20 protein-coding genes are annotated in these 22,372 nt (G+C 40.0%); 16 read left to right on the plus strand and 4 right to left on the minus strand.

Translation table 11 applies throughout. The features are described 5' to 3' along the window. The first annotated feature begins 27 nt into the window (after positions 1-27). Genes L3V25_RS03690 through L3V25_RS03700 form a run of 3 tightly spaced genes read left to right on the plus strand, consistent with a single transcriptional unit; the run spans position 28 to position 1,927 of the window. The gene (locus L3V25_RS03690; RefSeq protein WP_237294354.1) at positions 28-879 is read left to right on the plus strand and encodes an alkyl sulfatase dimerization domain-containing protein; all 852 of its coding nucleotides are present in this window, start codon (positions 28-30) and stop codon (positions 877-879) included. Positions 880-884: 5 nt separating this feature from the next. Beyond that, the gene (locus L3V25_RS03695; RefSeq protein WP_237294123.1) at positions 885-1,616 is read left to right on the plus strand and encodes an AzlC family ABC transporter permease; all 732 of its coding nucleotides are present in this window, start codon (positions 885-887) and stop codon (positions 1,614-1,616) included. Beyond that, positions 1,613-1,927 carry an AzlD domain-containing protein gene (locus L3V25_RS03700; RefSeq protein WP_237294124.1) on the plus strand — a complete coding sequence of 105 codons (315 nt, stop codon included), beginning with the start codon at positions 1,613-1,615 and terminating at the stop codon, positions 1,925-1,927. The genes L3V25_RS03695 and L3V25_RS03700 overlap by 4 nt, the downstream gene beginning before the upstream one ends. Before the next feature lie 70 nt (positions 1,928-1,997). Here L3V25_RS03700 and L3V25_RS03705 read toward each other — a convergent pair whose 3' ends face one another. Next, a complete protein-coding gene (locus tag L3V25_RS03705) occupies positions 1,998-3,119 on the minus strand; it encodes a DUF3541 domain-containing protein (RefSeq protein WP_237294125.1) in 1,122 nt (373 codons plus the stop codon). A gap of 241 nt (positions 3,120-3,360) precedes the next feature. Here L3V25_RS03705 and L3V25_RS03710 point away from each other — a divergent pair, with 241 nt between their 5' ends. Then, on the plus strand, positions 3,361-4,104 hold the full coding sequence (locus tag L3V25_RS03710) for a phosphatase (protein WP_237294355.1): 744 nt from the start codon (positions 3,361-3,363) through the stop codon (positions 4,102-4,104). Positions 4,105-4,135: 31 nt separating this feature from the next. Here the strand turns inward: L3V25_RS03710 and L3V25_RS03715 are convergent, their stop codons facing one another. Then, positions 4,136-5,047 (minus strand): LysR family transcriptional regulator, encoded by a 912-nt coding sequence (locus L3V25_RS03715; protein WP_237294126.1) that lies wholly within the window; start codon positions 5,045-5,047, stop codon positions 4,136-4,138. Positions 5,048-5,192: 145 nt separating this feature from the next. On the opposite strand from L3V25_RS03715, the gene L3V25_RS03720 reads away from it, so the two are divergent. Beyond that, positions 5,193-6,386 (plus strand): glycine C-acetyltransferase, encoded by a 1,194-nt coding sequence (locus L3V25_RS03720; protein ID WP_237294127.1) that lies wholly within the window; start codon positions 5,193-5,195, stop codon positions 6,384-6,386. Positions 6,387-6,419: 33 nt separating this feature from the next. After that, entirely contained in the window at positions 6,420-7,457 is a 1,038-nt protein-coding gene (tdh, locus tag L3V25_RS03725) for an L-threonine 3-dehydrogenase (RefSeq protein WP_237294356.1), read from the plus strand. A gap of 494 nt (positions 7,458-7,951) precedes the next feature. On the opposite strand, the gene L3V25_RS03730 is transcribed toward tdh, so the two are convergent. Both L3V25_RS03730 and L3V25_RS03735 read right to left on the minus strand, forming a co-directional pair. Further along, complete coding sequence (locus L3V25_RS03730; protein WP_237294128.1) at positions 7,952-8,869, minus strand: hypothetical protein; 918 nt, start codon at positions 8,867-8,869, stop codon at positions 7,952-7,954. Between the two features lie 15 nt (positions 8,870-8,884). After that, positions 8,885-9,475, minus strand: a complete 591-nt coding sequence (locus L3V25_RS03735; protein ID WP_237294129.1) for a hypothetical protein — start codon at positions 9,473-9,475, stop codon at positions 8,885-8,887. A 350-nt stretch (positions 9,476-9,825) separates the two neighbouring features. Here L3V25_RS03735 and L3V25_RS03740 point away from each other — a divergent pair, with 350 nt between their 5' ends. From L3V25_RS03740 to L3V25_RS03785, 10 genes are all read left to right on the plus strand, one after another. After that, positions 9,826-10,476 carry a LuxR C-terminal-related transcriptional regulator gene (locus L3V25_RS03740; protein WP_237294130.1) on the plus strand — a complete coding sequence of 217 codons (651 nt, stop codon included), beginning with the start codon at positions 9,826-9,828 and terminating at the stop codon, positions 10,474-10,476. Next, positions 10,473-10,949, plus strand: a complete 477-nt coding sequence (locus tag L3V25_RS03745) for a curli production assembly/transport protein CsgE (protein WP_237294131.1) — start codon at positions 10,473-10,475, stop codon at positions 10,947-10,949. The genes L3V25_RS03740 and L3V25_RS03745 overlap by 4 nt, the downstream gene beginning before the upstream one ends. Positions 10,950-10,958: 9 nt before the next feature. Continuing rightward, the gene (locus tag L3V25_RS03750) at positions 10,959-11,363 is read left to right on the plus strand and encodes a curli assembly protein CsgF (RefSeq protein WP_237294132.1); all 405 of its coding nucleotides are present in this window, start codon (positions 10,959-10,961) and stop codon (positions 11,361-11,363) included. 16 nt (positions 11,364-11,379) lie between these two features. Continuing rightward, positions 11,380-12,213 carry a CsgG/HfaB family protein gene (locus L3V25_RS03755; RefSeq protein WP_237294357.1) on the plus strand — a complete coding sequence of 278 codons (834 nt, stop codon included), beginning with the start codon at positions 11,380-11,382 and terminating at the stop codon, positions 12,211-12,213. Between the two features lie 811 nt (positions 12,214-13,024). Then, on the plus strand, positions 13,025-14,338 hold the full coding sequence (gene sbcD / locus L3V25_RS03760; protein ID WP_237294133.1) for an exonuclease subunit SbcD: 1,314 nt from the start codon (positions 13,025-13,027) through the stop codon (positions 14,336-14,338). After that, on the plus strand, positions 14,338-18,102 hold the full coding sequence (locus L3V25_RS03765; RefSeq protein WP_237294134.1) for an AAA family ATPase: 3,765 nt from the start codon (positions 14,338-14,340) through the stop codon (positions 18,100-18,102). Before sbcD ends, L3V25_RS03765 begins: the two co-directional genes overlap by 1 nt. 28 nt (positions 18,103-18,130) lie before the next feature. Continuing rightward, positions 18,131-18,745 (plus strand): fumarylacetoacetate hydrolase family protein, encoded by a 615-nt coding sequence (locus tag L3V25_RS03770; RefSeq protein ID WP_237294135.1) that lies wholly within the window; start codon positions 18,131-18,133, stop codon positions 18,743-18,745. Positions 18,746-18,998: 253 nt separating this feature from the next. Continuing rightward, positions 18,999-19,187 (plus strand): hypothetical protein, encoded by a 189-nt coding sequence (locus L3V25_RS03775; protein WP_027696520.1) that lies wholly within the window; start codon positions 18,999-19,001, stop codon positions 19,185-19,187. A gap of 393 nt (positions 19,188-19,580) precedes the next feature. Further along, complete coding sequence (locus tag L3V25_RS03780; RefSeq protein WP_237294136.1) at positions 19,581-20,876, plus strand: divalent metal cation transporter; 1,296 nt, start codon at positions 19,581-19,583, stop codon at positions 20,874-20,876. Between the two features lie 167 nt (positions 20,877-21,043). Then, the gene (locus L3V25_RS03785; protein WP_237294137.1) at positions 21,044-22,357 is read left to right on the plus strand and encodes a mechanosensitive ion channel domain-containing protein; all 1,314 of its coding nucleotides are present in this window, start codon (positions 21,044-21,046) and stop codon (positions 22,355-22,357) included. The last annotated feature ends 15 nt before the right edge of the window (positions 22,358-22,372 follow it).

Here is a 22,372-nt window from a genome sequence, read left to right on the forward strand (position 1 = left end):
TGAAAAATGATAATATAATAGGACGAAATTATGAAGTGGTTATGGATTGTACTGGTATCGTTATTGTCATTTCAGACGCTAGCAGATGAACCGCAAAAATACTCGGAAACGGAGATGCTCGATCGTCCTTTGATGGAACGCTATATCCTCGATGAATTGAAATCACTGCGGACCGAGCAGCAAGATCTAGAGCGTCGCTTGACGGTACAAATTACCGACCGAGAATTGGCTGTCGCAGATAAATCGCTCAACTATTCCAATATTACCGTGACTTACTTTTTCTACATCATCGCCGGTGTCGCTTCTTTGGTGGCACTAGTCGGTTGGCAGTCTTTGAAAGAGATTAAGCACAACACCAAAGAAATGGCCGATAAGCGCCTTAATGAAATCACCATGTCTTATGAGAAAAAGTTTAGCGCCTTAGAGCGAGACTTAAAACGTAAGACGCGGATCATTACAGAAAACAACCGCGAAATTGAAATTATCAATGAAGTACATAACTTGTGGCTTCGTGCGCAGAGTGCTCAGACTCCAGAGCAAAAAATTGAAACTTATGATGAGATTTTAAAAATTCGCCCGGGGGATCTAGAAGCATTAACCCATAAAGCCGATTCAGCAATGGAAATCAATGAATACCATTGGGCGTTGAGCATTTGTAATCGAGTACTCGAAGTGGATGATAGTAATGCGCATGCTTTATACCAGCGTGCTTGTGCTTACTCTCGACTAGGTGCGGAAGAGCAAGCGATTAATGATCTTGTCCTAGCGATTGAATCGAGCGCTTCACTTCGAGAACTCGCCTCTGATGAGCCAGATTTTGAAATGCTAAGAGGTAATCCTCGTTTCGAAACCCTTATTGATACTAATGAGCATTCTTAATATTTATGAATAACGCCTCTTCAGATGTTTCCCGCTTATCACAAATATGGCGGGGAACTTTAGCGATTTCCCCTCTAAGTTTAGCCGTCATTCCTTGGGGTTTGTTGGCTGGTTCTTATGCGATTGATATTGGTTTAACGCCACTTGAAGCACAAGCCTTATCGGCGATTTTATTTGCCGGAGCCGCTCAACTCGTGGCAACAGGCATGTTTGATGCTCAAGTGGGCTTATGGACAATGTTGCTGACGACTCTGTTTATCACTTCTCGCCACTTTCTTTACAGTATGTCGATGCGTGAAAAGCTCAGCCCTTTACCGCTTAAATGGCGTTTAGGCTTAGGTTTTTTACTTACCGATGAATTATTCGCGGTTTGTGGTCATCAAACTCAAAAAGCGTTTAATCGTTGGTATGCATTAGGCGCAGGTTTTAGCTTCTACCTAGCTTGGAATATTGCCAGCTTTATTGGCATTGTGGCAGGGAAACAGATTCCGAATTTAGACCAGTGGGGGCTTGAGTTTGCAGTCGCCGCGACGTTTATTGCTATTGTCATCCCAACGATTAAAACTTGGTCTGTTTTAACATCGGTTATCGTTGCCTTAGTTGCATCCGTTTTATTGAGTTATTGGAAAGTCGAAGGTAGTCTCATTATTTCCAGTTTGCTGGCGATGGTGGCGGGTTACTTGGTTGAGGGTAAAGATAAAGCTAATTCTCAGGAAAATGATGAGGGAGAGGCATGATTCTACTTTCAATTTTGGCGATGACCGCGGTAGTGTTTTTAAGCCGCTATTTGTTTCTTTCCCCTAAGTTACCACTAAAGTTAAATGGTAATGCGCAGCGTTTGCTCAGTTACTCTAGTCCGGCAGTGTTAACCGCTATTTGGGCACCAATTGTGTTTGTCCATGATGATCGTTTATCTGTTTCCTATCATAATCCATATTTGATTGCGGCTATTCTCGCGGCGTTTATTGCTTGGAAAACAAAGAATGTTATTGCGACAACGGTTTTAAGTATGCTTTGCTTCTTTGTTCTCAATGCTTGGGTTCTATAGCAACCCCTCTTTACTTGAGTTTATGCTCGTGCAAGGAAGCAAGTAAAGAGGTGCCGAAATGATATTAGTATTACTTCTTCACTAAGCCATAGGGTAAATCGCTAAATACCGCAGGTTGTTTTGAAATTGTTGGCGCGGTATTGGTTCCTTGCCAGCTTAGTAGCATGATCGCCAATACGTTTCTATGTTCACCTTTTCCTAATTCAAAATCACCATCGGTTGATGGAATCATCCCTTTTTTCATATCAATAGCATGAGCAATGGTAGCTTGTGTATCGGCAAGAGTAGGAGAGTCTAACTTCCCTGCAAGTAGATAACTGATACCGACTTCTGCCACCACATCTTCTTTAGTTCGAGTTAAGATTTGCTCAATGTTTTTATCGAAGTAATCATAAATCCATGCGAACTCTTTGTTGTCGATAGGCTGCTGATAGTATTCCGAAGCGGCAAAAATGATATGAGTTAAGCCGTAAATTTTATTCGCATATTGTTGGTCGGAAAGCTGTTTATCTTGGCTATCTGGATAGTTTTTTTGGAAAGCGAGAATAAAGTCATCAACCACATCTTGCTCATCTAACTGGCGTAACCAATACACTTGATTTGCTAATTGAGCCGCCCATGCTTTAATCATCTCAGGATCGGTTGCATAAGGTTTGAAATCAAACTGACGAATTAAGTTATGTAGGTGCTTATCGTCTTTATGCTTTAAGCCATATTCATCTGCTCGAGCCATAGCGCCAAGAAGGTCGATACCTAGGAATAGATATTCAGGTTTATCTTTGGTCACCTGGTAGCGCATTTGAGTGCGAACCGTCCCTTTGGTTTTGTAGTACTGTAATTTTTTCTGCCCGTATGCTTTGGCTTGTTTTGGTGTGTGTATTTCAGCAGCAATTTCATTAAGCGTGCTAGCGACTCTTGCCATATCTGACCAAACTGCCGCAGAGTATTTAGGATCTAACGTTTGACGGAACATTCTTAGTCCGTAATGTCCGGCAGTGCTGGCATTCAACGTGTAAAGTTGGCCCTCAAACGTATGCTTAATAAGCTCGGCATCTTGTTGATAACGACTGGCTTGAATAGCGGATGTTTGCTGGCTTGGATTCTCTTTTGCTAAGGCGGTTGGTACAAAGGCAAGCTGTGAAAAACCTAAAATGGCAATAGTAAGCAAGGATGCAGGTTTGAGCTTAAGCATAAGAATATCCTTTTCGATTTGAATGGCTAGAGATTAAACAATCTTTATTATTATAAATTACACCTGTTTTCGCTACCTTGTATTAATTATTTGAATTTACATGGCAAAATTGACACTAAACTTACCTAAGACAATGGTGAGCTTTGATCCAGTGGAAATTCTTTAGAGGCTTAAGTTGTTTTTTAATACAGCCGCAACATGAAAATGGTATGGTATATATCCCAGTTGAAGGAGAAATATGATGCAGATACAGGTTGATACTCATACCCACACTTATGCGAGTGGCCATGCTTATAGTACGTTAATCGAGAACGCTGAGTGCGCTCATAAGCACGGTATGAAAATGTTCTGCACCACTGATCACGCTTCAACTATGCCCGGCGCGCCACACTACTGGTTTTTCAATAACCAGCGAATTCTTCCTCGATTTTTAAGTGATGTAGCGATTCTGCGCGGCATGGAGAGCAATATCATTAATGAATCTGGTGAGGTCGATATTCACCCTAGTACCGATGAGCATTTAGATTGGGTAATTGCGAGTTTTCATGAGCCGGTATTTGCGCCTTCTACCAAAGACGTTCATACCACAACCTTAATCAATGTGATTAAAAGTGGTCGCATTGATGCGCTTGGTCACTTAGGAAATCCGAGATACGATTTTGATTTTAAAGCGGTTTCTGAGTGTGCTAAACAATACAATGTGGCGATTGAGTTGAATAACTCATCATTAAAAGGCGGTAGCCGCGCGGGTAGTGAACAGCGTTGTGAAGCTATCGCCTTAGCAGTAAAAGAAGCGGGGGGTTATATCACGACAGGTACCGATGCTCACTTTGCTCATGATCTCGGTAAATTTGAAAAGGTAAGTGAATTACTTGATCGTATTGAAATGCCAGCAGAGCAGGTGATCACGCACACACCGAAACAGTTTCTTGAATTCTTAGCCAAACGTGGCCGCCAAGCGATTGCGGAATTTGCGGAGTTGTAGTCCTAGGGTTTAATCTTTGCTGCCTATGAAATTAAATAGGCAAATGTTTTACTGCATAATCAATAAACACTTTCAAACGCGTCGGCATATACTTGCTTGACGCGTATTGCATCGCAATTACCCCGTGATAGTTTCCTTTGATCGTCCAATCATCTAACACTTGAATGACTTCTCCATTACTCAATGCTTCTCGAATAACAAAGTCAGGGAAGATACCAATTCCAAGCCCATCTTTTACCCCATTTAAGCGCATTTGTGAGTGGTTAACGGCATAACGACCAGACACTGGGATCGTATGTGTTTCATTACCTTTTACAAAATCCCAAATATGATCGGTGCGAGTTTCGCCCAGGTATAGACAGTCATGAAACTTAAGTTCGGTTGGGTGAGTGGGAATACCTTTTAAAGCCAGATAATCGGGGCTGGCACATAATGATAAATTCACTTTGCCGAGTTCCCGTGAAATTAAATTCTCATACGGCTGATCGGTTAAGCGAAACATGATGTCGATACCTTGCTCTAGCATATCGATATCCCCATCAGACACTTTAAGCTTGAGTTCAATATCTGGATAGCGCTGTAGAAAGGGCGTCACAATCGGTTGCAATACGATGCTCAAAAAGGCTTTAGGAGCTGCGATAGTAATGGTACCGACCGGCGCTTCATGCTCTGCATTGGAAATATCAACAGCTTGCTGGGCTGCATTCACCATGGCAACCGATTGTAGGTAAATCTTTTGACCTGATTGGGTGATCTGTAATGTTCGTGTGGTACGGTCAAACAACTTAACCGAGAGCGAGGCTTCTAACCGCGTGATGAGCTTACTTAACGCAGAAGGCGTGACACCTAATTCTTTTGCTGCCGCGGTAAAACTACCTTTATTGACGACTAGTATGAAGCTAGCTAAATCGGGCAAAAGAGCAATCAATCGAGAGTTAAGCATGCCATTATCTCCAAGCAGTAGTCTATTTGTGAATTCAGTTCATTAATGTTTTTCCATACGAGGGGATAATAGTCTTTTATGGCATAAACTAGAATAGATGTTAGGTTTTTAATTGAAAAAATCACAAATATAAAAAGGAAATTTCATGTCTTCTGCATTCTACAGCCAAATAAACCAACAAATTGAAGATGTTAAGTCTGAAGGTTTGTATAAATCTGAGCGTATTATTACTTCTGCGCAAGCTGCTGCGGTTTCTATTTCAACCGGCGAGGAAGTATTGAACTTCTGTGCAAATAACTACCTAGGTTTAGCCAATCATCCTGATCTGATTGAAGCGGCGAAGCAAGGCATGGATGAGCACGGTTTTGGTATGGCTTCTGTGCGTTTTATTTGTGGTACACAAGATTCGCATAAAGAACTTGAGCGTAAGTTGTCTGATTTCTTAGGCATGGAAGATACTATTCTTTACACATCTTGCTTTGATGCAAACACTGGTTTATTCGAAACCATTCTTGGCGCAGAAGATGCGATTATTTCTGATGCCCTAAACCACGCGTCTATCATTGATGGTGTGCGTTTATGTAAAGCGAAACGCTTCCGCTATGCCAATAACAATATGGCTGAGCTAGAGCAACAATTGATCGCAGCAGATGAAGCGGGTGCACGTCATAAACTGATTGTGACAGACGGCGTATTCTCAATGGACGGTGTGGTTGCAAACTTAACCGCTATCTGTGATTTAGCGGATAAATACAATGCGCTAGTGATGGTTGATGATTCTCACGCAGTTGGTTTTATGGGTGAAAATGGCCGTGGTACTCACGAATACAATAATGTAATGGGCCGTATTGATTTGATCACGGGCACATTAGGTAAAGCAATGGGTGGCGCTTCAGGCGGTTACACATCAGGTAAAAAAGAAGTGATTGACTGGTTGCGTCAACGTTCTCGTCCTTACTTATTCTCAAACTCAGTAGCTCCTGCGATTGTTTCTGCATCGATTCGCGTAATTGACCTACTGGCGGAAAGTAATGATCTACGTGCTAAGCTTTGGGAAAATGCCGATCACTTCCGTACTCGTATGACAGCAGCAGGCTTTACTATGGCCGGTGCTGATCACGCGATCATTCCTATTATGTTAGGTGATGCAAAAGTGGCTGCTGAATTTGCAGAGCGTGCACTTGAGAAAGGCATTTACGTTGTGGGCTTCTCATTCCCAGTGGTACCAAAAGGCCAGGCGCGTATCCGTACTCAAATGTCAGCCGCACATAGCCGTGAGCAATTAGATCGCGCAATTGATGCATTCATCGCGGTTGGTAAAGAAATGGAGATCATCTAAATGTCAGTTCAATCTATTAGTGATATTAAAAAAATGGGTAAAATTAAAGCGTTATCTAAGCTAAAGCCGGAAGAAGGTATTTGGATGACAGAAGTTGATATGCCTGAAATGGGCCATAACGACATCTTAATCAAAATTCGTAAAACCGCTATTTGCGGAACTGACGTCCATATCTATAACTGGGATGAGTGGTCACAAAATACCATTCCTTACCCAATGGTTGTTGGTCACGAATACGTGGGTGAAGTGGTTGGTATCGGCCAAGAAGTAAAAGGCTTTGAAATTGGCGACCGCGTTTCAGGTGAAGGTCATATCACTTGTGGTCACTGTCGTAACTGCCGTGGCGGTCGTACTCACTTATGCCGTAATACTACAGGCGTTGGTGTAAACCGTACCGGTGCGTTTTCTGAATACTTAGTGATCCCAGCTTTTAACGCATTTAAAATTCCAGATGAAATTTCTGATGATTTGGCATCAATCTTTGATCCATTTGGTAATGCCGTTCACACAGCGTTATCGTTTGATTTAGTGGGTGAAGATGTTCTAATCACAGGCGCTGGCCCTATCGGTATTATGGCGGCAGCGGTTGCGAAACACGTTGGTGCTCGTCACGTTGTTATTACTGATGTGAACGAATACCGCTTAGAATTAGCGCGTAAAATGGGCGTAACTCGTGCGGTTAACGTTGCTGAAGAAAAACTTGAAGACGTAATGGCAGAGCTAGGCATGACAGAAGGCTTTGATGTGGGTCTTGAGATGTCAGGTGTCCCTGCTGCATTTAACTCAATGCTAGAAGGCATGAACCATGGTGGCCGTGTGGCTCTTCTTGGTATTCCACCATCTGACATGGCGATTGACTGGACTAAAGTGATCTTCAAAGGCTTAGTGATCAAAGGGATTTATGGAAGGGAAATGTTCGAAACTTGGTACAAGATGGCATCATTGATTCAATCAGGTCTAGATCTTACTCCAATTATCACGCACCATTTCAGTGTTGATGACTTCCAAGAGGGCTTCGATACTATGCGTGGCGGGCTTTCTGGGAAAGTGATACTAGATTGGACTAAGTAGCCGTAACGGACAAAATCTATAAAAACTCTTTAAACCCTCAGTGATTAGTTAGTCTAACATTGAGGGTTTTTCTATTTGGGTCCAACTAAACACGATAAACCACACTTGAATGCTACGAAAAAAAGGGCAGTTATTACTGCTTGATGATATGGCATTCAGAGCCTGGCATGACGACTTGGTAGGATAGTGTAGTGCTATTACTTGTTAGCTCTAAATTGAGCGGTAAATCTGAAGTGGAAAATTGAAATTGATTGGATGAACTACCAGAGACTTGCGACCTCATTGTGTTCCCGCTTTTACTCGATATCTTGACTTGAATAACATCGGCGTTAGTCGTTTTTAATACAAGCTTTGCAGCTTGTGTGCTTGACTGACAGCTAAGTTCTGAATTGGGGAACGGCTTAAGCATACTTTTCTCAGCAGCTAGAAGTAGAGTTGTTGGTAAGAAAAGAGCGGCGCAGAGCGCCGCTATATATAGATATTCTATCCGCATATTAATTTTGGATAACTACTGATGAGTTGTTCCAACCGGATACATTAGTATGTGAACCGTCATAGCCATTTTGAACAGTTAATGAGTAATTACCAATACCACTCATTATCGTTGTCGCCGTATTCATATCACCATTTTGATAAGTAACAGAGGTATTAGCCCATCCATCAGTTTTAGATGTAGCTGTATTGAATGAACCATCTTGGTCAATGAGTGTTGAGTTTCCTAAACCAGACCCTGTGATTTTGGCCGTGTTCATATAGCCATTTTGTTCAATATCAGCTTCTGAAAAATAAGCATTAGATAGCTTAATAGTAGCGTCATTATCTAATCCTAATTGATCAATATCTGAACCAACCATAAACGAATCAGAAACCATGATTTTAGCTGAGTTTAATGCACCTGACTGGTCAATTGTTGAAGAAACTAGAGCTGAACCTTGAACGTTAATTACTGCATCATTTGCATTACCAAACCCAAAAGCACTTGTTTGGTTAATTGTTGAAGTTACAAAAGCAGAGTTTGAGGTTTTAATTGTGGCATCATTTGAGCTTACCAGACCAAATTGATTTATATTAGATTGGGTCACAAACGAGTCAGAAGTTTTAACTTTTGCACTATTGTTAGCAAAAATAGATGTCTGATGGACATTTGCTTCATTAAACGCACCGTTTGAAATATCTACATCGGCATCACTGGCAGATCCATTTTGCACTACATAAGAATGGTTCTGAAATCCATCTACCACTTTCACGTTAGCGTTATTACCAGAGTAATCTCCTAAACTGTTTTGGTGAACAGTTGAAGTGCTAGAAACACCTGAGACTACAACTTGTGATGTGTTGTCTTGTGCTGCTAAGGCCACAGAACTAAACCCGGTAGCGAGAATGGTTGAAATTGCAATTGTTAACTTTTTCATAATAAATTCCTTCTATTATTTTAGTGTCATGTTGATATTTCTATTCATACCATTAATTATTATTAAACTGCTTTGCCCAGATTGATTGATATCGTATCCAGACATGCTTACGTTGCCTCTATCGACGATGTAAGCAAGGTTGCCATTGCCTGACTGAGAGATAGAGCCTTCTAGGCTAACTCCAGACTGGCTTAAGATGGCTTCATTTTCGTTACCATCCTGAATTATCGAACCTGTATTTCCAGATCCAGACTGCATTATGATGGCTAAGTTACTATTTCCGTATTGATCAATACTTGCACTATTGGCGTCACCTCCTTGATTTATAAATGATTTATTATCATTACCTTTTTGAGTTATTGATGCTGTATTACCAGCGTCAAAATCGCTAGATTGTTTTATATAGGCAATATTTGATTCGCCTGAAATGTTTATATAAGAAACGTTATATTTTGTTTGGGTTGCTTCGGTTATTAATTCATCTTTTGGGGATAGTTCGCTCTTAGCAAGATCTAAATTAGCGAGAGCTATATTTCCAGATGCTAAATAAAGAAAGATACTCGAGGAGTATAAAAAAAATGAACTATGTAGATTTGTGATTTTCATACCCGATCCCTGTGTATTATTTAATAAGGATTATGGTATTGAGTTCTAGTTGTGGCTATAAACTTACTGTTGAATATAAAAGATAATCAATAAACTAAAGTATTAGTGTTTTGATTGGCGACCTAAAACAAAAGTTTTTAGATAAAAAACTTATTGAACCTAAGTTTACATTCGCTTGACATTGCCCTAACCTTTGTTGAATAAATTTGCACATTTTGCGATAGCTTTCTTAAAAATGAGAATTCATCAAAAGGGACCTTTTTTGTTGTGGATGTTGAAGTAGGTTTCAAGTTACTTGTCTAGTATGAATATAAAGGGAAGTCTATGTAGGTAAGGGAATGGAGGGCAGCATGGATGAAAAACTATACTTGATAACAAGTAAGACGTTACAGTCTTCTTTGCTCAAGGAAAATCTAGAACGAGAGCTAGAGAGGAAAATAGAACCAGTAACATTTAATAATTTCCTTGAATTTATTGATACATGCAATATAAAACCTGTGCATGTCATTTTAGATATGGAATATATTCAAGGTGATATGATTAAAGTCTATTTGAATCAAATGCATGAAGAGGGAAGAAAAGCTAAAGAAATTCTAATCAATAATAACCGTGACATTAGTGTGTCTTTTGTTTTGCAGTTTCCTAATGTGGTGGCGGTATTTTTTAAAGATGACAGCCTGGACAATATAACTAAAGGGTTGACCGATGTGTTATCTGGTCGATTTAGTTTGTCAAATGAATTATCTCAAAAAATAATTGAATATTATAGAGAAAATGATTTGTTCTCATCGAGAGCATTTGCCGATTTAACTTGCCGGGAAGAGGAAATATTAAAGTTACTATTAGTAGGGGCTTCTAATATTCAGATTGCTGAACAATTGTTTGTTAGCGAAAATACAGTAAAAACACATTTGCATCATGTGTTTAAGAAGATAAAAGTAAGAAATAGATTGCAAGCACTGATGTGGGCAAAAAAATACAAGTTTAATGGGGCTGTATGAAAAATATTAATAGTGTCTTATTTATTTGTACTTTACTGATTTCTATTTCCTTTTCAGCTAATGCGGAAGTCGAAACAGTTAACGGTAATGACACTATTGATAGTAATAAGAGAGTAGAAGAAAGCAACATATTGCCTGATACAGAAGGTGGCATAAATGGTTTGATTGTTGATCAAACGATGACAGTACTTGGCCGAAATTTTTATTTTTACTTCTCTCAAAAGTTAAATGATAAACATGAAAACCTATCGATAAATCTGAGTGTTAAAGAAAGGCCAACTGCATTGTCGGGCAGTATTATTACCATCTTTCACTTTAACACCCCCATATATAGAACAAGCTTATCACCAGGCTTACAACAAGCTGAAACTAAGGCAGAACAAGCCGTTGATAACATTTCCGTCTACTTATTAAGGTGGAAATTAGACAGGAAGTTCTCAGATAAAACCGATCTTGCTCCTGATGAGCTTTAAGGTGTAACTATGAAAAGGACGATCAAAACTCTTATATTAATTAGCTCTGCCATGGCCGGTTCTCATGCCTTAGCAACAGAGCTAGTTTATCAACCAACCAATCCGAGCTTTGGAGGAAATCCCTATAACGGATCTCATTTGTTAAATGTCGCCAATGCTATCAACCAATATAAGCCTGATGATGAGCTGGGTTTAACCGCGGCAGATCGGCTACAAACAACTTTACAATCCAGGCTTCTGAATAATTTGCTAGATGATGTGAGTTCAGGTAAGTCCGATGGTGGTCAATTGGAAACCGACGATTTTATTTTGAATGTTATTGATGATGGCAACGGTGGCTTGACTTTGAATATATATGACAAAGTGAGCGGAGAATCATCTGTGATCCAAGTTAGCGACCCTTTAGGTAATTAATATGGAGAATCAAATGATGAAAAAGATTTATGTAGCTGCCATGGTCATGGTACTAACGGCTTGTTCAAACTCCATAACCATTCCTGATGCTGAAGAAGAGTCCCAACTGATGTACCGCGGTGTGGCTTATAAAGATTTAATCAGTTTGCCGAAACCTCAAGGAATCATTATGGTCTCGGTGTACAACTTTAGGGATCAAACTGGTCAGTATCGACCACAACCAAACAGTAATTTCTCAACCGCTGTCTCGCAAGGTGCAACATCTTTATTAACCATGTCTCTTATTGATTCTGGTTGGTTTGCTCCACTTGAGAGGGAAGGTCTACAAAACTTACTGACAGAGCGGAAAATTATCCGAGCAGCACAGACAAAAGGAGAAGCTTTTAATCAGGGAGATCAACTACCTTCGCTTCAATCAGCTAACATATTAATTGAAGGTGGTATTGTGGCTTATGATACAAACATTAAGACTGGTGGACTAGGTGCCCGTTATTTAGGTATTGGAGCCTCGGGTGAATATCGAACGGATCAAATCACGGTAAACTTACGATCTGTTGATGTTAGAACGGGTAAGATCTTATCTAGTGTCACAACGACCAAAACCATATTGTCTTATGAAGTGAGCGCTGGGGCATTTCGTTACATAGACTATAAAGATCTATTGGAAGTCGAGATGGGCTATACCAATAACGAACCGGTCAATATTGCTTTGATGTCAGCTATTGATACTGCGGTTATCTATACCGTAGTTAAAGGCATTAAAAATAACTTATGGAATCCTGCCAGTGTAGAAGAGCTTAAGAACCCAGTTTTCCAACGCTATGTTGATGATACGGTTGAAGTTCTTTAATGGGGCTATTGTGAAAACTTGTTAGTTAGAATTAAAAATCTGATCACTTTTTAAATGCTCACTTCGGTGGGCATTTTTTATTGCCTACAGCTTATTTAACTCTCTGGAATCTGTCCCCTGAAGTTACAGAGTATATATGTCATTAAATTGACTTAATCTGTTGATAATATTTAGGAATATTAAAACTGAATAAAATTATGTCACGATAAAATGTATCAATGAATACTTATTTCACAGTTTTAGAGATGCGATTCACACTTTTGATGACATACTTCAGCAGAAACGCTAGAATTGCGGTCTGTTTAAAATATAGAGATTGATTTTTTTAGTTCGTGGTTGTTTTTACATCACAAATTTCTCATGAAATGGTTGTAAACTTTTGATAAGGAATTTTATCGAAGCCACTGAAAAGTCGATAACCTATAGATAAATAAGCAGTTTAGTTCTTTTTACTGAATACATGTTGTTTGTTGTATAGAAAAGCATCCTTAATGGATTGTCTACTATTAACAGGCAGTGTATTGGTAAAGCGACGAAATTAGTCGCATACCAGGTGTTCGTTTAGCTTTTGGTTTGGCCGCCGATCAGCTAAACACCAGAACACACATTGGTGGTTACGCATAGCTGGCCGTTACTTTTGTGATGGTTTTTGTAACAAGCTCAGGTTAAATTTCCTGAGCTTTTTTTATGTCTGTCAAAAAAGTTATTACGGTAACTATTTGCAATAAAACCTATCGCGCATCCTTTTTTATTCAATCGTTTATGGCACAATCTCTTTCATATTTTTAAGTTGGCGTGCTCAATATTTATTATGAAAATCATCCACACTTCAGATTGGCATCTTGGTCAAAATTTCTTCACAAAAAGTCGCAAGAATGAACATCAAGCTTTTATTGATTGGCTACTTGAGTTGGTTAAAGCGCAGCAAGTCGATGCAGTTATTATCGCGGGAGATGTCTTCGATACTGGTACGCCACCAAGTTATGCTCGAGAAATGTACAATCGGTTTGTCGTGAAATTGAGTCAACTAGGTACAACATTAATCGTTTTGGGTGGTAACCATGATTCGGTTTCAATGCTGAATGAATCTAAAGATCTGCTCGCTTGCTTAAATACCCATGTTATTGCGAATACCAGTGAAAACCTTAGTGAACAAGTAATCTTACTGGAAGATCGTCATAAGCAAGCAGGTGCCATTTTGTGTGCGGTTCCTTTTATCCGACCGAGAGATGTGTTGCAAAGTGTCGCGGGTGAAACGAGTACTCAAAAGAAACAAGCGCTGGGTGAGGCCATTCAACAGCACTACCAGGATTTGCACGACAAGGCGTTAGAAATTCAAAGTGAGCAACAACAGAAACTCAAACGTAAGCTACCAATCATCGCAACGGGGCATTTAACGGCGTTAGGTGTTACTACTTCTGAATCTGTGCGGGATATTTATATCGGTTCACTTGAAGCTTTTGATGCCAAAGCTTTTCCACCGGTTGATTATATTGCGCTTGGCCACATACACAGGCCACAAATTGTTGCTAAATCTGAATCTATTCGCTATTGCGGATCGCCTATTCCGTTAAGCTTCGATGAGATCAAAACCAAAACGATTGAAGCTGATAGCTCAGAAAAAAATCAGCCAAAGTTATCGAATAAACAAGTGGTGTTAGTCGAATTCAACGAAGATGGTAAACGAATCGAACCACTTCCTATTCCGCTTTTTCAATCCATGATGACATTGAAAGGATCGCTTGAAAGCATAGAGTCACAATTGCAGCAATTTGTTGATATTGAGCAAACGGTCTGGTTGTGTATCCATGTGGAAGTGGATGATTATTTGTCAGATTTACAGCCTAGAATCCAAGCTATGACTGAAAATCTTAATGTTGAAGTATTGCAGCTGCGCCGTAGTCGCTCGCAACAGGCTCAATCACTTACTCAAGTGAAAAATGAAACTCTGGCGGAGCTTACGCCTCAAGATGTTTTTCATAAGCGAATGAGCCTTGAATCCTTTGAAGGAGAAGAGGCAGAGGTTAGACAACAACGAATTATGCAGCAGTTTGATCAAGTCGTTTCCGATGTCTTAGAGCAACAAAGTGGCAATGGCGATAGCAGTAACAAGGAAGTGAAATAATGAAAATTTTAACGGTTCGCTTTCAAAATTTAAATTCCTTAAAAGGCGAGTGGAAAATCGACTTCACTCAATCTCCGTTTGCTGAAAATGGCTTATTTGCAATCACAGGGCCAACAGGGGCTGGGAAAACTACCTTGCTCGATGCCATGTGTTTAGCTTTGTACCACCAAACACCGCGTTTGGGGCTTATCTCTACTTCAAACAATGAGATCATGACTCGTGGTACTGCAGAATGTTTAGCGGAAGTGGAGTTTGAAGTAAAAGGCAAATCTTACCGTGCATTTTGGAGCATGCGTCGCTCTCGAGGCAAAGTGGATGGAAATTTACAATCTGCGGTAGTTGAACTTGCGGAAGTGGTAAGCGGTAAGATGCTTGCCACTCAAATCAAACGAAAAGACATCTTATTAAAAGACATTACGGGTCTCGACTTTTCACGTTTTACTAAATCAATGATGTTGTCTCAGGGACAATTTGCCGCTTTTTTAAACGCGAAAGAATCCGAGCGAGCAGAACTACTTGAAGAGTTAACGGGCACAGAAATCTATGGCCAAATTTCAGAGAAAGTGCACGAGTACTTCACCGATGCCAAGCAAAAGTTAGCGGAACTGGAATCGCAAGCAAAAGGCGTTCAACTTCTGTCTTTAGAGCAAGTTTCAGTACTGAATAATGAACTTGAAGACGTTAAACAACAGCAACAGAAAAACAAGCAAACACTACAAGCCTGGAATGAGCATCACCAGTGGTGGCAACAATACCAGGCAGCTCAACAAGCCGTTCAAGAAGCGCAGCAGCTACAAGATAAGGTTAATCAGCAAAAAGTAGCTGAGCAGCCGCAGTTGGATAAACTTGCGAAAAGCGAACCGGCTGAAAAATTGAGACAACCCTTTCTACAATGGCAACAGGCTAAGCAACAACTTGATGCAGTGACCACTCAATTAAATGAAAAGGAGCAACAATTTTCAGAGTTTGAAAAGCAGAAACAATCGAAACAACAAAGTCATGATCAGGCTGCGGTTTCATTGGATCAGCAGAAAAAATCACAACGAGATCTATTCAAATTAATTGATGAACAAGTCCTACCGCTGGATCAAGATATACAGCAAAAAGAGAGTAAAGTTTCCGATTTAACTAGCCAATACCAAAATGAAAATAAGCAGCTTAATGCCGTACAACAAGAACTTAGCCAGGTTAAGTCTGCTTTAGAACAAACTCAAAAACAGCAGACGACTTGTCGAGAGTATTTAGATAAGCATGCGAATGATGAGGTGATCTCTCAACACCTAAATTCATGGCAGTTGCAAGTTGAACAAATGGCCCAAAAGGGGCGTGAAATAGTCGAGCTAAATAAGACTATTCAAGCTGAGCAACAAGCAAAAGATAAGCTGGCTAATACGATCGCAGCGGAAAAAAAACACTTTCAGCAATGCCAGGCGGATGTTCATGGTAAAGAGGCCCTATTTCAAGCCGCCAATCAAACCTGGTTATCTCTCAATACTGATGAACAAAAAAATGCGGAGCAATTGTCTCAAGAGTTAGAAGAAAAAGATCAACATCGCCAATTTATTTATCAACTACGAATGAAGCATGATCAATGGTCAAAGTTATCGCAAACCATTTTACGTGAAGCTCAGGTATTAGTTGAGCAACAGAAACAGCATCAACAACTCACCGATAATTGCGCATCATTACGTCAGGCTTATAAAGCCAAAGACGCTGAAATACAAAGCTATATAAGACTTATCGATCAAGACACGCAATTTGCCGATTATCGTGCCAAGTTACAAGCGGGTGAAGCGTGTCCTTTGTGCGGTTCATTGGAACATCCGGCTTTAGAGCATTCGACGACACTGAATCGCTCGCAAGTCAGTCTTGATAAAGAGCGTGCCGAAACGGAAAAAAAGACGATTGAATCGCAAGGTATGCAAGCTCGCTCGCAACTAGATTCTACCGCTCGCTATATAACCGAATTAACGCAAAAACAGCAGCAATATAAAGCTGAGTTGAGCGACATTGAACAACAATGGCAGCAAAGTTTTAGCAATCAAACACTACCACTGTTTACGATTGAAGATTCAAAGCAACTGCAGCTGTATGAGGTTGACGTTCCTAGACAAATCGAAGCCATTAAAATGAAGTTATCTCAGCTTCAACAGGCTGAAAAGCAATTGAACACTTGCAAAGAAGCGCTGCAATTAAGCAATTTTCAACAAGAAAAAGTCAAAGCTTCGCTTGAAGGGCTTAAGCAACAAGAGCAAGCATTGCTAAAACAAGATGATGCCAAGCTTCAATCATTACAAAGCCTGCAAGAAGATAGAGCGACAATCTATCAAACCTTGAGTGAGCAATGGCGGGCTTTAGGCTATAGCTTGCCTGACTATTCATTGGTAGAGGGCAGCCCAACTGATGTCTCGCCGTTAAGTCATTGGCTAGAGCAAAAGCGTCACGCATCGCAACAATGGCAGCAATATAATCAGCAATCTACCGAACTGACGCACAAACTGGCGCAAGTACAACAAGATGAAGTTCGTTTGAATCAATCACTGCAAGAAAAACAGAACCTTGCAGATGAAATGAATAAGGCTCTTGCGGCTCAAGTTGAATTGCTCGCACAGAAAACACAAGAACGATTGGCATTATTTGGTAAGCGAAACATTGCAGAAGAAAAACAAGCGAGTCAAAAGCAATTAGATGAAACCGAACAAGCCTATCAAGCTGCTCAACAACAGTGGCATAGTCTGCAAGTTCAGTTAGAAAAATTATTTGGTGAGATTACCAGCACCCAAAATCAGTTTGAACAACAAACTCAAACTTATGAAAAGGCACAGCAAGATTGGCAACAAGCGCTTGCTAAAAGTCCGTTTGAAAACCAAGCAATGTTTGAAGCAGCCTTATTAGATGACAATGAAAGACAGAAACTGATCACGTTGCAGCAAGAGATAAATAATCAAGCTGAACGAGCAGTGGCGTTAGTAGAAAATGCTAATAAACAGTGGGATAGCATTCAACAGCATGAAAAGGCGCTTCAGTGGATGAAGACGGATTGCGAAACGGTGTTGAAAAGCCTTCAAGAAGTGAGTGAAATCTTAGATAGCCAAACCTACCGCATTGGGCAAATTGAACACGAATTATTAAGTGATAAACGTAGGCGAGAAGGGCAAGTTGAGCTATTTAAACAGATAGAATCACAGCAATCCCATTATGATGACTGGCAATATCTGCATGCCTTAATTGGGTCTAAAAGCGGTGATAAGTTCCGAAAATTTGCTCAAGGACTGACTTTAGACAACCTGGTGTATTTAGCCAATAAACAATTGGAACGGCTACATGGTCGCTATTTATTGCAGCGTTCTGGTGTTTCAATGGATCAGAATACTGATGTATCTACTGCTAGTGTATCAACGGACGGATTGGCGTTATCAGTGATAGACACTTGGCAAGGCGATACGGTTAGAGATACGAAGACTTTGTCTGGTGGTGAAAGCTTTTTAGTGAGTCTAGCTTTAGCGCTCGCATTGTCGGATTTGGTCAGTCACAAAACCAGTATTGATTCTTTATTCTTGGATGAAGGTTTTGGTACATTGGATGCTGATACGCTCGATATGGCTTTAAACGCATTAGATAACTTAAATGCATCCGGCAAAATGATTGGTGTGATCAGCCATATAGATGCCATGAAAGAGCGTATTCCAGTACAAATTAAAGTGCATAAACGGAACGGACTTGGGATGAGTGAATTAGACTCTTCTTTCCGTGTTTCTGCTTGATCGGACTAATACATCAAAAGGGACAACAATGACAACAATACTGGTAGATAATAAAAAGCAGAAGCCCTCAAAGGTAGTGTGTGTAGGCCGAAATTATGCTGAGCACGTCAAAGAGCTAAATAATGCAATGCCAGACCAAATGGTGGTATTTAATAAGCCGAGTACTTCGATTACTAACCAATTAAACTCCTTTCATCAAGAGCCATTGCACTACGAAGGTGAGATTTGCTTTAGCATCAAAAATGGTGAAATACATGCGGTTGGTTTTGGTCTTGATCTCACTAAGCGCGAATTACAATCTCAGTTGAAAGCAAAGCAGTTACCTTGGGAGCGAGCGAAAGCATTCGATGGTTCTGCTGTGTTAAGTAAGTTTGTCTCGTTAAAGAGCGGTAATTGGCAAGGATTGTCATTAGAACTTTTGATCAACGGACTACGAGTACAAGCGGGTGGGGTAATGAATATGATGTATACCCCAGATGATATTTTGAGTGAAGTGAAATCTTATACCACTCTAAATAACGGCGATGTGATCATGACTGGTACCCCAAGCGGCGTCGGTGTGGTGCATGAAGGAGATATCTTCACTGCAAGAATTAAGCAATACGATCAACTGCTGATTGAGACTCAGTGGATAGCAAATTAATATTTCTTACTTATTCAAAATAAATAATAGTTAACAAAGTGTTAAGTAAACTGTTTGCACTAGAATTCCTTGCTTAATATTTGATCTAACCTATTGGTTTTTAATACGTTGGATTTTTCTAGCAACCGCATGGTGTTAACATTTTGTAAATTAGAAAAACTAATGCGAATGCTGGCTATTTTTCATTGTTAACTCGTCTTTTGTACTTTTATTATACGCTCAAATTGATAGTTAAATTAGAGTGAGTACAAAGATGACACAAGCAATTTTAGAAACAGTTGCAACACCATCTATGGATCAAAAAACCTACTCGGTTAACGTCAAAGGATTGATGATGCACATTGTGGACGTATTATTTGGAGCAAGCAAAAAGCCAGTGACTTCGGCTTATGACGCTTCATCATTATCTTCACATTTGCAAAAAGACCTTGGTTTATATTAATTCAAACTGAGTTCGACCAAGAATGCTGAAGAAGCTGGCCTGATGGTCAGCTTTTTTTTATGTTATTTTTTGCGTTAAAAACAAGTCAGTGATTCTGTTACCAGTATAGGATTGAAGTAAATTACTAAACCTAATGTCATTAGTAGTCAATAGTTCTGTTGCTGTTATTCCAACCCTTGTTTCTTTGTCATAAAGTTAGCAGAATGTTCTAAAAAGTAACGTTAACTCTTTTATCAATAAGATCGATAATCAATAAGATAGATACGTTGCGCGTCTCTCCCCAAAAAAAGCCAAATGAGTTATCAACATTACTGATGGCAATGGAAGGCAATAACAATAAAAAGCTTGGAATTGAATATTCAATCAATTCACTTGCTTCATTAAGGACAAGATATGGAAAACACTGCCACAGTTTCAGCTCCTCAGGTAGGAGATATCAGCAAGAAAACCTCTCTAATAAAAGCACTAGGTCCTGGCGTTATGATGGCTTCTGCCGCTGTCGGTGGCTCGCATTTAGTGTCATCCACCCAAGCTGGCGCTATTTATGGTTGGCAACTCGCGGCGCTTATCCTGCTAGTAAACTTCTTTAAATACCCATTTTTTAGAGCCGGCGTGCAATACACTGTAGGAACCGGTCAAAGTTTAGTACAGGGTTATCACCAAATGGGGGTTGGTTATCTGTGGCTGTTTAACGTTCTCAACTTTGTATCTGCATTTGTCAATATTGCTGCTTTGTTGATGTTTAGTTCGAGTTTGATGGGCTATTTCTTGCCGATCTCATTATCTATCTCAGTGATTGCTGGTGGTATTTTGGTTGTCTGCTTAGCTATTTTGGTGGCAGGACATTTCAAAGCATTGAGTACTTTATCTAAAGTGATCATGGGAGTGTTAGTGGTGACCACAGTGCTGGCTGTGATGATTGCTGCAAGTAATGGCGCCGTTGCACCTGCTGAGTATCAAAGCCCTTCAGCTTGGACCATGGCATCCTTTGGTTTTATTGTGATCATGATGGGTTGGATGCCAGCACCAATCGAAATTTCTTGTTTTAATTCACTATGGCTAAAGTCACAGAGTAAAGAGCAAAAAGTGACGGCCCGCTCTGCATTATTTGATTTCAATGTGGGCTATATCGGTACCGCTATTCTTGCGATAGTATTCCTATCCCTTGGCGCACTAGTGTTAAATGGTAGTGGCGAAACACTTAAAACTTCTGGTATTGGCTTCTCTCACCAATTAGTCAGCATGTATACAGCATCTATTGGTGAGTGGTCTCGTTACCTTATTGCGGTGATTGCTTTCTTTTGTATCTTCGGTAGTACCATTACTTGTATCGATGGTTACTCTCGAGTGTTAACCGAAAGTACCTTATTACTGAGCAAAAAATCAGAAGAAAGCCATCCTACTGAAGCGAAACGTTTCCTAAATATCTGGATGGTAATTGTGAGCTTATTGGCCTTTGCGGTTATTCTATTTTTCACTTCCTCATTAATGGCGATGATGCATTTTGCGATGATCTTAGCCTTTATGACGACACCGATTTTTGCGGTTTTGAATTATAAATTAGTCACGAAAACTAACTTACCGGAAAACCTTAAATTTACAGGTAAACTGAAAGTACTTGCTTGGGTAGGTTTTGTTTATCTATTTGGGTTTCTAGCTGCCTTTATTTGGTGGAGTTGGTTTATGTAAGTACCAGCAGCACAGACAATATCTTGAATTTAAAAGCCTAAGTGAGATCTACTTAGGCTTTTTCTCTTTTATAGATCCTTGGTCTTGTCAATCAAGCATATACTTAACCTAGCTAGGCTTATCAAATACCTACGCACGTAGTGATATTAAAAAATTAAGGAAAATAAATGGATTTTAAGCATTACATAGAAGTCGCACAGCAGGCGAGTCAACAGGTGTTTGAAGCATTGATGCAAACCGCGACTTATATTCAGCTTGTTATTGTGTTGATAGTGTTTGTCTGTTCCTTTTTTTTCGCAAAAACGATCCGTAGAAATGTGCCTGCATTAACAAAGATCGCCAATCAAGAGGAGGCGAATCAACTACGTAAAATTTCTAGTAAGTTTGGTAATTTGGTTTTTCCAATTATCACAGTTTTTATTTTGATGTTTTCTATCGAAATTGTTCAAAAACTATTAGGGCATTCTTGGCTGATTAATACCGCGTTGGTCATTGCAATACTACTGATTTGTAATCGGGTAACCCATGATTTTGTCCGCTCCGATTTTATTCGCTTTGTGTTCCGTTACATCGGCATACCACTACTGTTTCTCCACCTAGTTAACCTACTTACGCCAATTATTAATATTCTTGAATCCATGAAAATTGGGTTCGGTGAAATCCAAATCTCTTTTTATGATGTGGTGAGAGTAGTTCTACTAGGCTCAGTATTATTCTGGCTTGGTCGAATTTCTAATGTGACAGGTAAAGAGCTGATCCGTCGTCAAGAAAAGCTCGACTTTAGAACCAAAGAAGTGGCAGCAAAGTTATTTGAAGTCACCGTATTTGTATTGTTCTCCTTACTGCTTCTCAAGGTGATGGGGATCAATTTAACCGCGCTGGCGGTCTTTGGTGGTGCTCTAGGGGTTGGACTTGGGTTTGGTTTACAAGCCATCGCATCTAATTTTATTTCCGGCATTATCATTTTATTAGATCGTTCTATTTCGATTGGTGATTATATTGAATTAGAAGATGGGCGTACTGGGATAGTGCGCGAATCGACGCTACGTTCAACCACACTGGAAACTTTTGATGGTAAAGACATCATGGTGCCCAATGAGAGGTTTGTGACCGAGAGCTTTACCAACTGGACACATAAAAACCAAAAGCAGAGATATCGTGTCGATTTTTCTGTGGCTTACGATACGGACATCAGGAAACTGGTTGAAATTATTAAGCAGACGGTTGCACAGCACGAGCAGGTAATTAGTGGCGAAGGCGTGCCGTTTGAAGAACAGCCAGATTGTGAAATTGATGGCTTTGGTGATTCTGGGGTAAATATGTTCGTTGAGTTCTGGATGGAAGGGATTGATGATGGCAAAAACCGAGTGGGTGGGGATTTGTTACTCATGATCTTTGAAGCGATGCGCGAAAATGGCTTTGTTATTCCGTTCCCGCAACGAGAGGTTAGAGTTTTACAGTCGGATAATCAGCCTAATTAAAATCATTAGGCCACT

Source organism: Vibrio sp. CK2-1, assembly GCF_021726515.1.
Classification (GTDB): Bacteria; Pseudomonadota; Gammaproteobacteria; order Enterobacterales; family Vibrionaceae; genus Vibrio.